Annotated in this window: 17 protein-coding genes; all 17 read right to left on the bottom strand. The window is 47.5% G+C overall.

Annotation, left to right across the window (positions count from 1 at the left end; translation table 11 throughout):
- Nucleotides 1-23 precede the first annotated feature (23 nt).
- Nucleotides 24-1,127 carry a transcription termination factor NusA gene (nusA, locus tag AC50YG_RS12410; protein WP_341282510.1) on the bottom strand — a complete coding sequence of 368 codons (1,104 nt, stop codon included), beginning with the start codon at nt 1,125-1,127 and terminating at the stop codon, nt 24-26.
- A 137-nt stretch (nt 1,128-1,264) separates the two neighbouring features.
- Complete coding sequence (gene rimP, locus AC50YG_RS12405; RefSeq protein ID WP_341282509.1) at nt 1,265-1,726, bottom strand: ribosome maturation factor RimP; 462 nt, start codon at nt 1,724-1,726, stop codon at nt 1,265-1,267.
- A gap of 212 nt (nt 1,727-1,938) precedes the next feature.
- Entirely contained in the window at nt 1,939-6,249 is a 4,311-nt protein-coding gene (locus tag AC50YG_RS12400; protein WP_473759312.1) for a PolC-type DNA polymerase III, read from the bottom strand.
- Between the two features lie 384 nt (nt 6,250-6,633).
- Nucleotides 6,634-8,082 (bottom strand): proline--tRNA ligase, encoded by a 1,449-nt coding sequence (proS, locus tag AC50YG_RS12395; protein ID WP_473759313.1) that lies wholly within the window; start codon nt 8,080-8,082, stop codon nt 6,634-6,636.
- Between the two features lie 6 nt (nt 8,083-8,088).
- Nucleotides 8,089-9,354 carry an RIP metalloprotease RseP gene (gene rseP, locus AC50YG_RS12390; protein ID WP_473759314.1) on the bottom strand — a complete coding sequence of 422 codons (1,266 nt, stop codon included), beginning with the start codon at nt 9,352-9,354 and terminating at the stop codon, nt 8,089-8,091.
- A gap of 86 nt (nt 9,355-9,440) precedes the next feature.
- Nucleotides 9,441-10,580 carry a 1-deoxy-D-xylulose-5-phosphate reductoisomerase gene (locus AC50YG_RS12385; protein WP_494827100.1) on the bottom strand — a complete coding sequence of 380 codons (1,140 nt, stop codon included), beginning with the start codon at nt 10,578-10,580 and terminating at the stop codon, nt 9,441-9,443.
- A gap of 54 nt (nt 10,581-10,634) precedes the next feature.
- Entirely contained in the window at nt 10,635-11,429 is a 795-nt protein-coding gene (locus AC50YG_RS12380; protein ID WP_494827099.1) for a phosphatidate cytidylyltransferase, read from the bottom strand.
- 28 nt (nt 11,430-11,457) lie between these two features.
- Nucleotides 11,458-12,222: an undecaprenyl pyrophosphate synthase gene (uppS, locus tag AC50YG_RS12375; RefSeq protein ID WP_341282503.1), complete on the bottom strand. Its 765-nt coding sequence runs from the start codon at nt 12,220-12,222 to the stop codon at nt 11,458-11,460.
- Nucleotides 12,223-12,375: 153 nt separating this feature from the next.
- Nucleotides 12,376-12,930 carry a ribosome recycling factor gene (gene frr, locus AC50YG_RS12370; RefSeq protein WP_046230745.1) on the bottom strand — a complete coding sequence of 185 codons (555 nt, stop codon included), beginning with the start codon at nt 12,928-12,930 and terminating at the stop codon, nt 12,376-12,378.
- Nucleotides 12,930-13,658 carry a UMP kinase gene (gene pyrH / locus AC50YG_RS12365; RefSeq protein WP_341282502.1) on the bottom strand — a complete coding sequence of 243 codons (729 nt, stop codon included), beginning with the start codon at nt 13,656-13,658 and terminating at the stop codon, nt 12,930-12,932. Before pyrH ends, frr begins: the two co-directional genes overlap by 1 nt.
- Nucleotides 13,659-13,779: 121 nt before the next feature.
- Nucleotides 13,780-14,430: a translation elongation factor Ts gene (tsf, locus tag AC50YG_RS12360; protein WP_056038172.1), complete on the bottom strand. Its 651-nt coding sequence runs from the start codon at nt 14,428-14,430 to the stop codon at nt 13,780-13,782.
- 112 nt (nt 14,431-14,542) lie between these two features.
- The gene (rpsB, locus tag AC50YG_RS12355; RefSeq protein WP_046230742.1) at nt 14,543-15,241 is read right to left on the bottom strand and encodes a 30S ribosomal protein S2; all 699 of its coding nucleotides are present in this window, start codon (nt 15,239-15,241) and stop codon (nt 14,543-14,545) included.
- Between the two features lie 194 nt (nt 15,242-15,435).
- Nucleotides 15,436-16,041, bottom strand: a complete 606-nt coding sequence (locus AC50YG_RS12350; protein ID WP_494827097.1) for a hypothetical protein — start codon at nt 16,039-16,041, stop codon at nt 15,436-15,438.
- Nucleotides 16,034-16,579 (bottom strand): hypothetical protein, encoded by a 546-nt coding sequence (locus AC50YG_RS12345; protein WP_494827095.1) that lies wholly within the window; start codon nt 16,577-16,579, stop codon nt 16,034-16,036. The genes AC50YG_RS12350 and AC50YG_RS12345 overlap by 8 nt, the downstream gene beginning before the upstream one ends.
- An 18-nt stretch (nt 16,580-16,597) precedes the next feature.
- Complete coding sequence (locus AC50YG_RS12340; RefSeq protein WP_494827093.1) at nt 16,598-16,921, bottom strand: hypothetical protein; 324 nt, start codon at nt 16,919-16,921, stop codon at nt 16,598-16,600.
- Nucleotides 16,922-16,959: 38 nt separating this feature from the next.
- Nucleotides 16,960-18,366 carry a flagellar assembly protein A gene (locus AC50YG_RS12335; protein WP_494827091.1) on the bottom strand — a complete coding sequence of 469 codons (1,407 nt, stop codon included), beginning with the start codon at nt 18,364-18,366 and terminating at the stop codon, nt 16,960-16,962.
- 14 nt (nt 18,367-18,380) lie between these two features.
- A complete protein-coding gene (locus AC50YG_RS12330) occupies nt 18,381-19,151 on the bottom strand; it encodes a FliA/WhiG family RNA polymerase sigma factor (RefSeq protein ID WP_341282497.1) in 771 nt (256 codons plus the stop codon).

Below are 19,151 nucleotides of genomic sequence, written 5' to 3'. Positions count from 1 at the left end.
GATGAACGCAGCCGATATATTAGTTAAGCCAGATCAATGGAAACCGAATCTTGCGGCATAACTGCCGTCATCGTTTTCTGACGACCGTACTCCTGCTCAGCTTGCGATTCACTCTTAATGTCGATTTTCCAGCCAGTCAGCTTCGCCGCTAGACGAGCGTTTTGCCCTTTAATCCCGATTGCAAGCGAAAGCTGGTAATCCGGCACGATGACACGAGCCATTTTTTCCTGCTCAAATACGATAACTTCGAGCACTTTAGATGGGCTAAGCGCGTTCGCAACGTATTCCTCGACATTTTCAGACCAGCAAACGATATCGATCTTCTCGCCTTTCAGCTCGCCAACAATCGTTTGTACACGCATGCCCTTCGGACCTACGCATGAGCCTACAGCGTCAACCTCGTCATTGCGCGAGAAAACGGCAATTTTCGAACGGAAGCCAGCTTCGCGCGCAACCGAGCGAATCTCAACGACTCCATCGTAAATTTCCGGAACTTCTAGCTCAAATAAACGTTTAAGCAGACCTGGATGCGTACGGGACAAAATAATTTGCGGACCCTTTGTCGTATTCTCCACTTTCGTAATATACGATTTCACGCGGTCTCCGTGCTTGAATTTATCAGTCGGCATCAGCTCTGTAAGCGGCATAACCGCTTCTACTTTGCCCAAATCGATAAACAGGTTGCGAACGTCCTGGCGCTGCACGATACCATTCACAATATCCTCTTCTTTGTCGATAAAAGCATTGTAGATCAGGCCACGCTCTGCCTCACGAATGCGCTGCGTCACGACCTGCTTCGCAGTTTGTGCTGCAATACGGCCAAAATCACGAGGCGTCACTTCAATATCCGCCACATCATCCAGCTGATAATGCGGATTCACTTCACGCGCCGCTTCTACTGTAATTTCCAAACGGGGATCAAGCACTTCGTCCGTCACCGTCTTGCGGGCATATACTTTAATAACACCCGTGTAGCGGTTAATATCGACACGCACATTTTGCGCAGCGTTAAAGTTCCGCTTGTAGCTTGAAATCAGCGCTGCTTCGATCGCATCAATCAGCACTTCTTTGGCTATCCCTTTATCCCTCTCTATTTCCGATAATGCTTCAATAAAATCCATGCTCATTGGAACTCTAGTCCCCCCTTCAATAATAACAAACGTTGTTCAAGATGAAACGGCTGTCGCCGTCCCTTGGCGGTGCGGCGCGTTTCATTCCGAGAAATATAGAGAAAGGATAACAAAATGATATACTTTCCTATATTTTAAAAAACGATAGCGAGGCGTGCTCCCGCCACTTTAGCATAAGGAATGGCATGCTCTTTCTTGCCGACTTTGACCACAAGCTCTTCTCCATCGAACGAAATAAGGTCGCCTTCAAATTCCTTGGATGCGTTAATCGGCTCATAGGTTGTGATATATACGTGCTTGCCGACGGCTTTGCGCACATCTTCGGCTTTCTTAAGCGGCCTTTCGGCGCCAGGCGACGACACTTCAAGAAAATAAGCATCCGTTACCGGATCGTTCTTGTCCAGCTGTTCACTTAAAAATTCGCTAATACGGCCGCATTCGTCAATATCAATGCCGCCTTCCTTGTCTACTGAAACCCGGAGGAAGAAGTTGCTTCCTTCCTTGACGTACTCAATATCAACAAGTTCAAATCCATTTTCGCTTAGAAACGGTGTAACCATTTCTTCCACGTCGGTTTTGATTTTGGAAATGCTCAAATTGCTGCTACCTCCCGTTCGGTCCAAACGATTGATTTGGCCTTTCAGACCCTTAAAGACCCGAAAACAAAACGTAAAGAGTGGGTTTCCCCACTCTTCTGCATCAAACGCTTATCAACATCATTGCCACGAAAATTATAACATAACCGCATAAGTAGTGACAAGAAAACTTTTCAAGTTGAAATGCTGTACAAATGCCGATATACCACGTTTTAGAACAGCGACAGCTGGTTTGATTCCGGCAATCCGCGGAAGCAGCCCATCCCGTTTAGTACCTCAACAATCGTTTTACTTGCCTTCGACCTTTGCTGGAAATCCTCAATCGACAAGTACTCGCCATCGTTGCGGGAAGCCGCTATATTGCGTGCGGCATTTTCTCCAATGCCCGGAATCGCCGCAAACGGAGGCACGAGTGAATCGCCATCGACTTGGAATTTTGTCGCATCCGAACGGTACAAATCAATCGGTTTAAAAGAAAACCCGCGCGCTGTCATCTCAAGGGCCATCTCGAGCAGCGAGATGCTCGCTTTCTCTTTAGGCAGCGCCGCAAAGCCTTTTTCTTCAATTTCAATCAGCTTTCGTTTGATTGCATCATAACCTTGGCACAAAATTTCAAGGTCGAAATCCTCGGCGCGAACGGTAAAGTAGGTCGCATAATAAGCAATCGGATAATACAGCTTGAAGTAGGCTGTGCGCACCGCCGAAATAACATAGGCCGCAGCATGCGCCTTCGGAAACATATACTCAATGCGTAGGCAAGAGTCAATGTACCACTGCGGCACCTTGCAGCGTTTCATCTCTTCGATCCATTCGTCGGAAAGCCCTTTGCCCTTACGCACGCTCTCGGTAATTTTAAAGGCTAGACCCGCATCCATGCCCGCCTTGTAAATTAAATAAAGCATAATATCATCCCGACAGCCTATAACGGTTTTAATATTGCAGGTTCCCTTCTTAATGAGCTCCTGCGCATTGCCTAGCCAAACGCCGGTTCCGTGCGACAAGCCGGAAATCTGCAGCAAATCGGCAAAAGAAGACGGCTGCGTCTCCTGCAGCATTTGCCGAACGAACTTCGTCCCCATCTCTGGAACACCGTAGGTCGCGACAGGCGTGCGAATTTTCTCTGGAGAAACATCAAGCGCTTTGGTCGAGTTGAACATGCTCATCACTTTAGAATCGTTCATTGGAATCGTTGTTGGATCAACCTCAGTCAAATCCTGAAGCATGCGCATCATTGTCGGATCATCGTGTCCGAGTATATCGAGCTTGAGCAAATTGGTCTCAAAGGCATGATAGTCAAAATGGGTCGTTTTCCATTCCGCATTTACGTCATCGGCCGGATATTGAACAGGTGTGACATCCTCTACCTCAATATAATCCGGCACAACGACGATCCCGCCCGGATGCTGGCCCGTGCTGCGCTTGACGCCCGTTACGCCGGCAGCCAGTCTGGACAGCTCGGCGCCGCGCCATTTTTTACCGTTCGCTTCTTCATATTTCTTGGCAAAACCAAAGCCCGTTTTCTCCGCTACCGTACCAATCGTCCCGGCCCGGAATACCGCTTTTTCCCCAAACATGATCTTCGTGTAATTATGGGCAATCGGCTGGTATTCGCCAGAAAAGTTAAGATCGATATCGGGAACTTTATCGCCTTTGAAGCCAAGGAACGTTTCGAACGGAATGTCCTGACCTTCGCCTTTTAGCGGCTCTCCGCATTTTGGACATATTTTGTCGGGTAGGTCAAAACCGCTTGGTATGCTGCCATCGAGAAACCACTCGCTATGCTTGCACGCTGGATTTTTGCACATATAATGCGCTGGCAGCGGGTTAACCTCGGATATGCCGAGAAACGTAGCTACGACGGAGGAACCAACCGAGCCCCTGGAACCGACCAAATAACCGTCCTCATTCGATTTTTTCACCAACCGCTCGGAAATTAAATAGTTCGCGGCAAATCCGAATTTGATAATCGGCACGAGCTCTTTCTCCAGACGGTCTATGACGACTTGCGGCAAATCCTCGCCATAAAATCCTTTGGCTGTATTGTAGCAGGTGGTACGAATTTCCTCCTCCGCTCCCTCCATAATCGGCGTAAACAGCTCTGGTGGGAACAGGTCAAACGGTTCAAAGCGTTCTGCGAGCTGCACCGTATTGGTCACAACAACCTCATACGCCCGCGCGTCTCCAAGGAATGCAAATTCCTTAAGCATTTCATCGGTTGTACGGAAATGGGCATCTGGCTTGCGCATATCCTTGAGCGGGCTAAAGCCCGTTATGCCATGAATGGCAATGTCACGAAACAGCTTATCCCTCGGGTTCAAATAATGGACATTGCCTGTTGCAATAACCGGCTTGCCCAGCTCATCGGCAATTTGGCACACACGACGGTGCGCTTGCTCAATTTCTGCACGGCTGCCAACGAGACCTTTGTCTACTAAATGCATGTAAAAATCAATCGGCTGAATTTCCAGCACATCATAAAACCGCGCGACTTCTACTGCTTCCTCATAGGATTTATTCAGCACCGTTTCATAAAACTCGCCTTTTTCACAGCCGGATATGACGAGCAGTCCTTCTCTCAGTTCCACCAGCTTCGTTCTTGGGATGCTTGCTACCCGTTTAAAATGCTTGGTATGGGAAAGCGATACGAGCTTATATAAATTTTTCTTGCCGACCGCGTTCAGTGCATAAATACAGCAGTGAAAAGGGCGGCTGTTCGATAAATCGATACCGACATAATCATTTAATTGATGAAGGCCTGTCACATTTCGTTCTGCCGCATCGCCAATCAAGCCGAATAATACGCCGCCCAAGGCAATGGAGTCATCAATCGCCCGGTGATGGTTTTCCAGACTGATTTTGTATTTAGCCGACAGCGTATTGAGACGATGGTTTTTCAGGCTTGGATGCAAAAATCTCGCCAGCTCCAACGTATCGAGGACCGGGTTTTTAATCTCTGGCAGTCCAAGCGATTTGCAGTTAGCTTGCAAAAACCCAATATCAAAGCGGGCGTTATGGGCAACGAGTACAGTATCGCCAATAAATTCAATAAATTCGCGCAGCTTCGGTGCAAGCTCCGGCGCATCCTGCACCATTTCATCGTTAATATTCGTCAATTGCTGAATATGATAAGGAATTTTCTCATGCGGATTAATGAAGGTAGCGAATGTCGCTATTTCTTTGCCATCTTTCATTTTCACGCCGGCAAGCTCGATAATTTTGTTGTTAATAACCGAAAGTCCCGTCGTCTCAATATCGAAAACGATATATTCAGAGCCAGCAAGCGGCTGCTCCCGCGAATTAAGCACCATCGGGACCGCATCATTAACCACGTTTGCCTCTAGGCCGAATAATAGCTGAATGCCATTCTTTTTCGCTGCTTTCGCTGCTTCCGGGTAACATTGCACATTGCTGTGATCAGTGACCGCCATTGCTTTATGTCCCCATTTGGCTGCCATTTTTACATAAGCGTCAATGGGAGCCACCGCATCCATCGCGCTCATCGTCGTATGCAGATGGAACTCTACCCGCTTCTCCTCCGCATTGTCTTTGCGCTCCGCTGGCGCATGAACCTCATGCAAATCATTCGGCATCATGACAAGCTCAGGCTCCTGCATAAAGCGGTCGTATTCGACTCTGCCTCGCGCCTTCACCCATTTGCCGTTGGACAATAGATCCAGCACCTTGACATCATCTTTTGTTTTGGCGAACATTTTTAGAGACAAGGAATCAGAGAAATCGGTCAGGTTGAAGGTAAAGAGCGTGCTTCCGTTGCGCAGCTCCTTCTTATCTAGTCCGAAAACGGCGCCTTGCACCGTTATTTTCTTCTCTTCCTCGCGAATGTTCATCAACGGAACTGGTTCTTCGCGAATGTCATATCCAACCGCTAGCTTTGCTGGCGGCTCGCCGTCATCACCCAATTCCTCAGCTGCCGCGCTGGCCATAATTTGCTGAATGACCTCGCGTTCTTCGGCTACCCGCCGCTGCTCAAACTCTTCGTAAACCTCTGCTTTTGCTTCGCCAACGGCAAGCTTTACTTTATAGCTGCGGCTAAATTGCTGCTCGTAAAATCGAGTGATTTCTTCGTCCATCCGCTTTTTGCGTGCCAGCTCAAGCCCCATTTCATCGAGCATCAGCAGCGTAATAACATCGCCTTCCGTCGTAATCGTTGCTTTGAGCAGCCAACCGTTAACCGAAGCAATTTCCTGCTGCGCCCACTCTTTGAAAAGCGGCCAATATTCGCTCGCAAGCTCCTCTGAAGAAAGCTGTTCATCGTATATAAATTGGAAAGAGGTATCGGCAATATGGGCAAACTTTTGCTTGACCGCCTGGCATAGTCCACTATAGGTCTTATAAGGAACCAAAGACGTTTTGCGAATGCAAAACGTCCACTTGCGGTTGTTTTTGGCGACTACAACCTGATCTATATAACCATCCTGAAAAAAGGATTGTATCATTTCCTGCGGTAATTCCGACTGCTGCAGCAGCAGCTCAAAGCGCTGCCTCTTATTGTCGGTTTGGCTCATGAATTTATCCACTCCTAACGCTCGCTGGCTTATTTTCGCTGTTGCAATGGGGAAAGATCGGCTCGGTTAAGGTAGATTAGCGCTGCGCGAAAGGTTTGGCTTACGATCGCCATTGCCCACACATTTCCTCGAATAAGCCGTTAAACGGCAGAAATGTATAGGCAAAAGCTAACGCTAACGCTTCTCCAGCTCAAACCTTTCACTCCGCTTGCCCCCTTAGCCTCGCTCTCCCCAACGCAAAAACCGTTGTATAAGCGCTCGCTAAACCAGCACTTCTCATAGAAGCAGGGAAATGGTTGATTCCATTTCCCTGCCTTGAAATTGCTTTGAAATTAGCATAACACATTAAAACACAATACAGAACCATAAAATATAATACTCTTTCTAGTAAGCGCGAGCGAAAACGACCGTATGCTCGGCGGCATCGCCGCAAACGAGGCATGTACTCTTTTTCTCGGCAGGCTCGAAAGGAATGTTGCGGCTTGTGGCGCCCGTCTCTTCCTTGACCTGCTTCTCGCATGCGTCCGAACCACACCAGCCCGCAAGCACAAAGCCGCGCTGCTCCTCTTGCGATGCCTTCATTTCATCCAGCGTATCTACCGAATAGAAATGATCCTCACGGAACTGCTTCGCTTTCTCAAACATCTCATTATGGATTTGTACAAGCATCGCCTCTACTTCAGCGACAAGATTAGCCTGCTCGACTACCTTCTTTTCGCCGCTAATGCGGGATACGAGTACAACTTGTCCATTTTCCATATCACGTGGCCCCAGCTCAAGACGAAGCGGAATACCGCGCATTTCATATTCATTGAACTTCCAGCCTGGGCTTACGTCGGAACGGTCATCGACCTTGACGCGAACGCCCGCTTTTTTAAGCTCGGCATACAGCTCATCTACCCGGCCAACAACCTGGTCGCGTGTTTTTGCTGGCCCAATTGGGATCATAATCACTTGTGTTGGAGCCACTTTAGGCGGCAAAGCAAGACCACGATCGTCACCGTGCACCATGATCATCGCACCAATGAGACGGGTACTCACACCCCATGAGGTCGTGTGGGCAAATTGCAGCTGATTTTCACGATCCAAATATTTAATGTCAAACGCTACGGCAAATTTTGTTCCCAAGTAATGAGAAGTTCCCGCCTGTACGGCACGGCCATCCTTCATCATCGCTTCAATTGAATACGTATCTACAGCGCCAGCAAAACGCTCCGAAGGCGTCTTTTGGCCTACGACAACTGGAATGGCCAAAAACTCCTCAACGAAGTCACGGTAAATGCCCAGCATTTGCATCGTTTCCTGACGCGCTTCCTCTTCATTTTCATGCGCCGTATGGCCTTCCTGCCATAAAAATTCGCTTGTACGCAGGAACGGAAGTGTCCGTTTCTCCCAGCGGACAACATTCGCCCATTGGTTAATGAGCAGCGGCAGATCTCGGTACGATTGAATCCATTTCGCATACATATGCCCGAACATCGTCTCCGAGGTTGGACGAATAGCAAGGCGCTCCTCAAGCTTCTCGCCTGCTGCTTCCGTTACCCAAGGAAGCTCAGGATTAAAGCCCTCGACATGCTCCTTTTCCTTCTGGAAAAAGCTTTCTGGAATAAAGAGCGGGAAATACGCATTGCGATGGCCGGTTTCTTTAAAACGGCGGTCCAGATCACGTTGAATATTTTCCCATATCTCATAACCTTCCGGGCGAAAAATAATACATCCGCGCACTGGCGAATAATCCATAAGCTCGGCTTTTTTGATGACATCGATATACCATTTCGAGAAATCCTCGCTTTGCGGCGTAATTTCCGAAACAAATTTTTTATCCTTAGACATAAAAGATTAAGACTCCCCTCGCACCAATCGCAAAATATCGTTATAGGTTACTACCAGCATCAGCAGCATAATGAGCGCAAAGCCGACGAAATGAACCATGCTTTCCCGGTTCGGGTCAATCGGTCTGCCACGCAGTGCCTCCAGCCCGAGAAAAATAAGTCTGCTTCCATCCAGTGCTGGAATGGGCAACAGGTTGAAAATCCCCAAATATAAGCTCAGCATGGCGGTCCACCGCGTCAATTCGGCAATTCCCTGCTTGGCAATTTGGCTGGTCACCTCTGCTGTACGCACAGGCCCGCCTAAATCATCCAGTTTAAAATCACCGGTTACGAGCTTTTTAAGACCTTCGAAAATAATAACGGTCATCTGCTTCATCAGCTTACCCGCACCCGTTACCGTTTCTGTAATGGTTGCCGTGCGCGTCTTGTAAGTAGCAGTGATGCCGACTTTACCGACTCCTTTGTCATCCGAAGCTGGAGTCAGCTCTATCTTCTGCGCTACGCCGCCGCGCACAATGTCCATTTGGATCGGCACGCCAGGCGAGCCGCCAATAATCTCAATCATTTTATCATAATCCGTACCAATCGGCGTACCATTAATCGCTTGAATCATGTCGCCGCTTTGCAATTGGGCCTTTTCAGCCGGCATCCCCTTGCTAATCGAATCAACAAGTAAATTTTCCGGTGTACCTGCGAGTTGAATATAAGCGCCACACAATACAAACGCCAGCACAAAATTCATAAACGGACCTGCAAAAATAGCTCGCGCCCGCGCAGCTACCGATTTGCTGCCAAACTGTCTGTCCAGCGGCGCAATTTGCGTTTCTTTGCCTTTGGTAATCATCAAGGCTTGTGGATGCAAGGAAAAACGTTCCTTCTCGCCCTCAATATCGAGCGTAACGAACAAATCCCTTTCGAGGTCTATCTGAGTCACTTCACCACGAATGACGCCGCTGCGCTCATCCAGACGGTCCAGGTACAGTCTCGTCACCTTATCGTCTTTAAGCTTAATCGCAATCGTCTGCCCAGAGGCCACGTCTACAATTTCCGGATCCTCGCCTGCCATGCGGACGAAGCCACCTGCCGGAACAAGGCGAATGGTAAATCGCGTTTCACCGCGTTTAATGGAAATGAGCTTAGGTCCAAAACCGATGGCAAATTCCCTGACCAATATTCCTGCTCGTTTGGCAAAATAATAGTGGCCCCATTCATGGATCGTCACAATCACGAAAAACACGAGCACGGTTAATAAAACAATTTGAATCGTCTCCATATAGAGCCTCCTGTTCGTAACGGCCTGTACATAGATTATCATTATTCTCCTACCCGTTACAAGAGAACCGCGAGGCAAAGCGCAAGTTACACAGTAGCAGCCATTTGACGCGCCCAGTTGTCGACTTCAGCGATAGCTTCGAGCGTATCGACCACCGTTACAGGATGGCGAGAAAGCACTTCCTCAATCGTGCGCTCAATATCCAAAAATTCGATTTCGCCAGCAAGAAACCGCGCCACCGCTACTTCATTTGCCGCATTATATACCGTTGGCGCTGATTGTCCCGCTTTGCCGCATTCGAAGGCGAGACGCAGGCACGGATAACGTTCAAAGTCCATCTCTCGAAAATGAAGCTTGCCAATCGCCGCCAAATCAAGCCGGCCTGTAGGCGTTGGATAGCGATGCGGATATGTCAGCGCATATTGAATCGGCACGCGCATATCAGGGAGCCCCAGCTGCGCAATTACGCTATGGTCAGTAAACTCCACATAAGAGTGAATAATACTCTCTGGATGAACAAGAACATGAATTTGATCATATGTAACATCAAACAGCCAGTGGGCTTCAATGACTTCCAGCCCTTTATTGGCCATTGTGGCAGAATCGATTGTGATTTTGGCCCCCATAGACCAGTTAGGATGATTCAGCGCTTCCGCCACAGTAACGCCTTTCAATTGCTCGCGCGTGCGATCGCGGAATGAGCCGCCTGAGGCCGTCAGTGTAAGCTGGTTTAGCGATCTGCGATCTTCTCCATTCAAGCATTGAAAAATAGCCGAATGCTCGCTGTCGATCGGTATGATCGGCACACCCTTTTTCCTAGCTCTCTCCATCACGATATGACCCGCTGTTACGAGCGTTTCCTTGTTTGCAAGGCCAATCGTTTTGCCCGCTTCAATTGCTGCAAGCGTCGCAGGGAGTCCTCTGCTGCCCACAAGCGCCGTAACGACGATATCAGCCTCTGTTGCTCCAGCAAGCTCAATTAAGCCCTGCTCGCCATAAATGACCCGAGTTCCCGCAGGCAGCGAAGAGGCAACCGCTTCAGCCGCTTCCTTCGTTGACAAGCAAACGATGGATGGCTTGAAGCGGATTGCCTGCGAAATAAGCAGGTCCGTATTGCTGCCCGCCGATAAGCCGACAACCTGAAAAAGCTCCGGGTCGTTTGCAATAACATCCAGCGTTTGCGTGCCAATGGAGCCTGTTGATCCAAGAATCGTTATTTTTTTCATCTCAATCTCCTCTGACACTCGGATTATACATGTGCTTTTTGCCTGTTTTACAAATTATAAAGGAAGCAGTCCGGAGAGCACGATCAATGGAAACACGATAATCCAGCTGTCGCAACGATCCAAAACGCCGCCATGACCAGGCAGTACATTTCCTGTATCTTTTATATCACGTATTCGTTTGTAAGCCGATTGAATCAAATCACCAAACTGACCAGCTACAGCGGCGAGCAGCCCAATAAGAAGCGCTTTGCCAAATACGATGAAGTCGGGGAATAAAAATGCGCCGATAGCCGCCACAACTAGCGACAGCACAACGCCTCCGAGCGCCCCCTCAATCGTTTTATTTGGACTAATGGACGGCCAGAGCTTGTTTTTGCCAAAAGCCTTCCCCGCAAAATAGGCGCCAATGTCTGAGGACCATATGCAGCCAAGAAGCAAAAATGTCCAAAACAAGCCATGATCGTCCATCTGTCTTACCGTATTCATCGCTCCAAAACCCAGGCCAACGTACAGTGCACCAAGCAGCATAAGTGCCGCATGGTCTATCGTTGTTTTGTTTTTGGTCAAAACCGTTAAAGCAAGCAGCAGGAATGCCAGCACCCATGTTACAAACATGAAGGATGGCGTTTCTACCCCAATCAGGTTCCATGGTAGCACAAAAAACAGCACACCCGCGTATCCGAGCAATGAAGCCGGATGAGCCCAAGCTTGGCCGTTCATCTTGACATATTCAGTAAAGCCTACCATCGCGAGCAATACGAGCAAAGCGGCATATAGCCAGCTTCCCGCTACTGCAAGCGCAATAAAAAATGCGCCTGCTACTACTCCCGTCACTATTCGCTGTTTCAATGTATAGGTCACACTCCGTTATCGAAGCTTATAGTCCGCCATATCGCCGTGCGCGCCGCCCATACTCCTCAATCGCTTCTTCCAAATGGGTCTCCGAAAATTCAGGCCAATAGACGTCTGTAAACCACATTTCGCTGTAGGCAAGCTGCCAGAGCATAAAATTGCTCAAACGCAATTCTCCGCTTGTGCGAATCAGCAGATCAGGATCTGGAAGGTCGCGGGTCAGTAAATGGGAACTCATCACATGATCATCTATTTGGTCACAGGTGAGCCGTCCTTCTTGCACATCCGCTGCGATCTCCTTGATCGCTTCAAGCATTTCCTTGCGGCTGCCATAGTTTAGCGCAAAAGTAAGTACGAGTCCCGTATTATTTGCGGTCTTGCTCATTGCTTCGTCCAACGCTTTAATGGTAAAGGAAGGCAGATCCTCCCTGTGCCCCATGACGCGAACTTGAACATTTTTTTCCATTAAATCATCTATTTCAATTTCCAAAAATTGCTGAGGGAGCTTCATTAAAAAATCAACTTCATCTTTAGGCCTTTTCCAGTTTTCCGTCGAAAAAGCATAAAGCGTTAAATATTTAACGCCGAGCCGGTCTGCTGCCATCGTAATGCGTCTGACCGCTTTCATCCCGGAATGATGACCCGCTATTCGCGGTAATCCACGGTCTTTGGCCCAACGCCCGTTTCCATCCATAATAACGGCAACATGTTTAGGCACATTGTCTAATTGTGGCGGCGCTGCCGGACGTGGGGACGATTTGCTAAATTTAGCCCAAAGTCGACTGATCATCTTCGTTCCTCCAACCCGGATTTAACAAGCGTAAACGACTGCCACCTGCCAAATAGAAGGCAGCTTGCGTTTCGCGTTGATATATAAGGCATTATACAAAATAAAGCCTTATATTTAAACCAAACCCCACCTAACGGAGGGGCTTTAGCGAAATTATACTTCCATAATTTCTTTTTCTTTAGCTACCAATACTTTATCTACTTCAACGATAAAACGGTCTGTCAGCTTTTGAATGTCATCTTGATGACGACGGGACTCATCTTCTGAAATATCCGTTTTCTCCAGCTTTTTCACATCATCATTCGCATCGCGACGGATGTTGCGGACAGCGACCTTCGCTTCTTCACCGAATCTTTTCGTCATTTTGACAAGATCGGTGCGACGCTCTTCGGTAAGCGGCGGAATCGAAATGCGAATCATTGAGCCGTCATTAGCTGGCGTTAAACCAAGATCCGATTTCATAATCGCTTTTTCAATAGCTGCAAGAGATGTTTTATCCCATGGCTGAATCATCAGCGTACGGGAGTCCGGCGTGTTTACGTTAGCCAGTTGTGCCACTGGTGTCATTGCACCGTAATATTCAACTTGCACACGATCAAGCAAAGATGCTGATGCGCGGCCTGCACGTAGGCTGGCCAAATCGCGGCGCAGCGCACCGATTGCTTTCTCCATACGCTCTTCGGCATTTTTCTTAATAGCTTGAGGCATTATTTCGCACTTCCTCTCACAATGGTGCCAATTTTCTCGCCCAGCACGACTCTCTTAATATTATCCTGCTCTGTAATTGCAAATACAACGAGCGGAATATTGTTGTCCATGCATAGCGAAGATGCTGTCGCATCCATAACACCCAGATTTTTATTTAAAACTTCCATGTAAGTAAGCTCTTCGAACTTAACTGCAGTTGGATCTTTAAATGGATCAGCAGAGTATACGCCATCCACTTTATTTTTTGCCATCAAAATGACTTCAGCTTCAATCTCAGCAGCACGCAAAGCAGCTGTCGTGTCTGTTGAGAAAAACGGATTGCCTGTGCCAGCAGCAAAAATAACGACGCGTCCCTTTTCCAGGTGGCGAATAGCACGACGTCTAATGTACGGCTCAGCGATTTGCTGCATAGCAATCGAGGATTGTACGCGGGTTGGCACTTCAATTTGTTCCAATGCATCCTGTAGAGCAAGAGAATTCATAACTGTAGCCAGCATCCCCATGTAATCCGCCGTTGCGCGATCAATCCCTTTAGCAGTTCCTGCGATTCCGCGCCAAATATTACCGCCGCCTACAACAATGGCAACTTCAACACCGAATGCTACAACTTCCTTTACTTGCTCTGCAATAGAAGCAATTATCGAAGCCTCAATACCGTAGCCATTATTTCCTGCCAACGATTCGCCGCTAACTTTTAATACTATACGTTTAAACACGGGTTTTTCCAACGTTGCTTACCTCCATGAATGAATCTAAAGCTCTTAGATTGCATCCGGTTATCAAAATATAAAGTTTCTCCGCTTACGAAAGCAGGCGAGGCGGACGCCCCGCCCCGCCTTTGCGATCGGTTTACAGTTTAGCTTGCGACATAACTTCTTCTACGAAGTTATCAACTTTTTTCTCAAGACCTTCGCCCAGCTCATAACGAACGAAACGACGGATTGAAATGTTTTCACCAATTTTGTTGATTTTATCGTTAAGAAGCTCGGAAATCGTTTGGTCTGGGTTTTTGATGAACGTTTGCTCAAGCAAGCAATATTCTTCATAGTATTTGGAAATACGGCCTTCAACCATTTTATCAACGATTTTCTCAGGCTTGCCTTCGTTAAGGGCTTGTGCACGCAAAATTTCGCGTTCTTTTTCAAGCTCATCACCAGGAACTTCTTCGCGGCGAACGAATTTAGGGTTTGCTGCAGCGATTTGCATCGCGATATCTCTTGCAAACTCACGGAATTGGTCTGTTTTAGCAACGAAGTCTGTTTCACAGTTAACTTCAACTAGAACGCCAATACGACCGCCAGCGTGGATGTAGGATTCAACAACGCCTTCTGTTGCGATACGGCCAGCTTTGTTAGCTGCTGCTGCAAGGCCTTTCTCACGAAGGAATTCAATCGCTTTCGTGATATCATTGTCTGTATGATCCAAAGCTTTTTTACAATCGAGCATTCCTGCCCCTGTTCTTTCGCGAAGTTCTTTTACTGCGCTCGCACTAACTGCCATTTTGAGCCCTCCTGAAGGTTTCGATTTATTTATTTAGGTATTCGTGAGAAAAGGGCGGTGAGAGGCTTTCACCTTCTGACCGCCCTTCGCCTAAAAGCTTACGTTTATTGAATTAAGCAGTTGTTTGCTCACCTTGGTTAGCTTCAACAATTGCATCAGCCATCTTAGACGTAAGCAATTTAACTGCACGAATTGCATCATCATTACCAGGAATGACATAGTCAATTTCGTCTGGATCGCAGTTTGTATCAACGATACCTACGATAGGAATTCCAAGTTTGCGTGCTTCAGCAACAGCGATACGCTCTTTACGAGGATCGATGATGAACAAAGCGCTAGGCAACGATTTCATGCCTTTGATGCCGCCGAGGAATTTTTCCAAACGGTCTTTTTCTTTGCGAAGAATAATAACTTCTTTCTTAGGAAGAACTTCGAAAGTGCCGTCCTCTTCCCATTTCTCCAAAGTTTTCAAACGATCGATACGTTTTTGAATCGTTTGGAAGTTAGTCAGCGTACCGCCGAGCCAACGTTGGTTGATGTAGAAGTTACCGCAACGCTCAGCTTCTTCCTTAACGGAATCTTGAGCTTGCTTCTTCGTGCCGACGAACAGCATAGTGCCGCCCTCTGCAGCGATCGAGCGAACGAAGTTATAAGCCTCGTCAACTTTTTTAACTGTTTTTTGCAAATCGATAATGTAAATTCCGTTTCTTTCAGTGAAGATATAACGATCCATCTTCGGGTTCCAACGACGAGTCTGATGACCGAAGTGTACCCCAGCTTCAAGTAGCTGTTTCATGGAAATAACCGCCATTTCTTCAACACCTCCTGATAATGGTTTTTTTGTAGTGCCCTCCGCCGACGTCATCTTTCGCTAAAACTTCCACCTAAGCAGAAGCACCGTTAACGAAATTAATCAGCGTGTGTTTTTAACACCGTCAATTAATATACCATAATTGCATGCCATACGCAACAATCTCTACCCGAAATTTACCGCATTCCGCCATTTTATTGTGGTTTAAACGCTTTTACTTCCTCTGGCGTCATTGGCTGCGTCGTAATGGTTGTAATAACTTCTGCAAGCGAAGGGGTTCCTGTAAATAAAAAATAACCGGCGCGAACCAGTTTCTTTTCTTGCTTCATTTTGCGGATAAATGCCGTTTTATCGGTAATAAGCTGTTCCTTGGCCAGCAGCACAGACGCCGCGGTCAAATTCGTTCCTGCCTGAATGCGAACCATTTTGCGAATGGTATCCTCCCCCGTGTCCGCAGCAGGTGAAGAATGCTCCGCTGGCGGTGCCGTCTGGTTTGGAGAAGCTGTGGCGGAGGCTAGCGGAGCAGCGCTTTCAGATGGAGTTGGTTTAGGTGATGCAGCTGGTGAAGGCGCAACTGTTGCTTCGCTTTCTTCTTTTAGGCTGCTCGTTGCCCGCTGCGCTTCAAGAATGGCGTCGACTTCACTTTGCGAATATATCTTTTCCCCTTGCTCTGCACCTGCGTTGTCGCGGTTACTGAGCTTTTGCTGGCTGGATTCGCCAATTATCATCATTTGGAGCAATAATGCACCGATAATAATGCCAATGCCAAGCCCGGTTAAAAACAAGCGATTTTTAAACACGGGCCCCCTCCTCCTGCTTCGCAAGCTGAAGGATAAGCTGAACCTCGCCCTTGTTCATGTTCAATTTTTTAGCAATAGCCTCAATAGACTTGCCTTGCTGATGAAACTCAAACAAATCTGGATAGCGCTGCTGGATCGTTTGCTTCGCAGGCGGAGCTGGCTCTTCTAGCTCCTCAGGCTCGTCGAGCAATACCGCAGGAACATGGGGAACGGCGGCAGCAGCCTTAACAGGCTGTACCCAAGCAGTTGGCATTGATACGGCAGAAGTCTTCTGCTGCTCCAAAGCGCTGTATTTCCGCTCCAGGTCCGCTAAACGCGCCTCGCTGCGCTGCGCCTTAGTACGTGCTTCCTCTTGCGATTGCACGATAAGTGCAGTAAGCTCCCGATTGTCCTGCTCCATGTTCTCCATAAACTGTTCCAGCGAAACTTCCATATTATTGACGGCTTGAGCAGCTGCGGGTTGTTTCCTTCTAGGTAAAAGCAACCCAAAAACAACGACTACTGCGCCAAGCAAAACTATGTATTGCCAGTTAGACATGATTGCTCCCACCTGCCTTTAAAGCGAAATATCTACATGATGTCCCTTATAGGGATGCACAGGGGGATGGCTTTCTTCATGCTTATCCTGCCCATCCTGTTTTTTTTGTTTGCCCTTGCGTTCATCTGATTGCTTGCTTGATTCTTGATCCTGACGAACGTTCAGGCCTACGGAATGCTCTACTTCCGTATTTTTGTGGCGAACTAGCTCGGTCTGGGCAGCTTGCTGCTCGGCAAGCTTCGTCTGATCCGACAACGGCTTATGATTCATCTGCCCTTGAAGTCCGCTGGATTCCGGTGTGCGAGGAATCGATATTTGCAAATCAATAGGTTTGAAAGCCATCTTGATTACCTCCCTCTTGGGTCAGCTTGCTCAAGTTTTTACGAACGGTAACTAACCTGTGAGATGTCTCCATCTAAATACTGAAAGGAAACACGCTGCAGCGGGTCTTTAATATATTTCGTATATCGGCCAATTACAATTTTGATTCCGCCATAAATCGTGTTATTGACGTCAACTCCAGCTTGGTCGCTATCTTCCAGCGTACGCTCAATATCCAAAATTCGCTCACGGAACTGCTCGACTTCGGTCATCGACTGCCGTTTAGTCGCGCTCAGCTTGATGCGCATGGCCATTTTGTCATCGGTCAGCTGCCCAATCGCAGCCAATTGATCCAAAATCACAAGCGCTTTATCCGCCTTATCCATGCTCTCATTGTGTTGTTTGAGCTTTGTGCGCAATTCCAGCAGCTCCGAGCGATGCTCCGGCTTTACACCTACTTCAACTACTGTAGCGGTAGACATTGTATTCCCGATTGTGCGAGCCTTAACCCGTTCGCCCGCTTGAATGGTCCCGCCAACCATTAGTCCCTTAGCCCCTGAGCAAATAACGTTTTTACCAGCGCGAACATTCGAATGCATAATACTTTGCGATACGAGCACATCATCGCCAGCAATAACATTGCCGTCCTGAATAAAGGAACATTTCACATTTTTACCGGCTTTGACAAAACCTTTGTTTCCCGCCATAATGCCGCCTGATATTTCAATAGAGCCTTCAGCGTCCAAATCGGCGCCTTCAACACCGCCAATAATGCGAATATCCCCCGCAGATTTGATGCGGAAGCCGCTAAGCACATTTCCGCGGATGACTACGGTACCGACAAAATCAATATTTCCTATTTTATAATCTACGTCGCCATTTACCTCGTAAATAGGAAATACATTGATTTTATCCTTATCCGTCATCGTAATGAGTCCGTCCAGCGCCGCATACATGGCAGTTTGCTCATTGTTCAGCACAACATTTTTTCCTATTTTAAAACGCGCTGCCTTGCCTTCTTTCGAAGCTACCTCATCTCCGGTTACCGTTATACCCGGCTCTCCAGCAACAGGGGCTACCAGTTCAGCAATCAGCTGACCACGCGTCACATTTTTCAACTGCGTCATTTCCTTAAAATCTACGGTGCCATCCTCATTTTCGGCAGGACGTCGTTCCTTGTTTTTCATATCGTAAATAAATTGAACAAAACCGTCCTTGCCAACTTCAGCAGGCTTACCATCGGCAATTAAAGTTTGCTCTTTATAAAAAGCGAGCGGATTGTTACAAATGTTTTGAAGGACGCCGGGTATAATTCCTTCGCTCACTCCACTACTTTGCACAAACTGCTCTAATTGTTCAAGCGAGCATTCGAAATCATCCGTCAAACGTTTAAATGTCAAAAATGCTGACATTTTATCGGCTGATATTTGAACGCTCATAATGGTATCCAATAATTGACCTTCCATTTCACGCCTCCACTCTAGTACTGCATTAGTTGATCTTTATGCTTGGATAAAGCTCCTCTAAGACGTAAAATAGCTTTGGAATGGAGCTGGGAAATCCGTGACGGCGAGAGCGACATCACTTCTGCAATCTCACTTAAAGACAGCTCTTCATAATAAAAAAGGGAAACGACGATACGTTCCTTCTCCGTCAGCTTCTCTATTCCATTAACTAGTGAATCTTTCAAATATACTTCATGGACTTTATGGTCAGGATTTTTTGCCCGTTCATCCACGAGCAGAGAAAGTCTTGTTTCCGATTCTTCCTCTCGAAGAGGATCCTCAAGCGAACATACAGTCGTTACCGCAATCTCTTGAAGCATCGTTGTAAACTCCTTTTCCGTTATGTTCAGATAATTGCTAATTTCAGCATCGGAAACCGAGCGTAAATACTGTTGTTCCAGCTTTTGATAAGCCTCTTCCACTTTTTTCGCTTTCTCTCTCACGGATCGCGGTACCCAGTCGCCTTGACGGAGACCGTCAATAATTGCGCCGCGAATGCGCCAGGAAGCATAGGTCTCGAATTGCAGCCCCCGACAATAGTCAAACTTCTCTATCGCATCAATTAATCCCATAACGCCATTGCTGGCGAGGTCATCCTTCGATACGTTTTTAGGCAGGCCAATAGCCATACGATTGGTCACATAATCAACAAGCGGCAAATATTGCTCAATAAGCCGCTTCTTCGCTTCAATATCCCCTTCTTCTTTCCAAGCTTGCCACATCGGAATGTTTAAAGAAGCAATCAT

Source organism: Paenibacillus sp. J31R34, assembly GCF_059383715.1.
The sequence above is the reverse complement of the archived record's forward strand: the minus strand, read 5'-3'. Positions and strand labels throughout refer to the sequence as shown.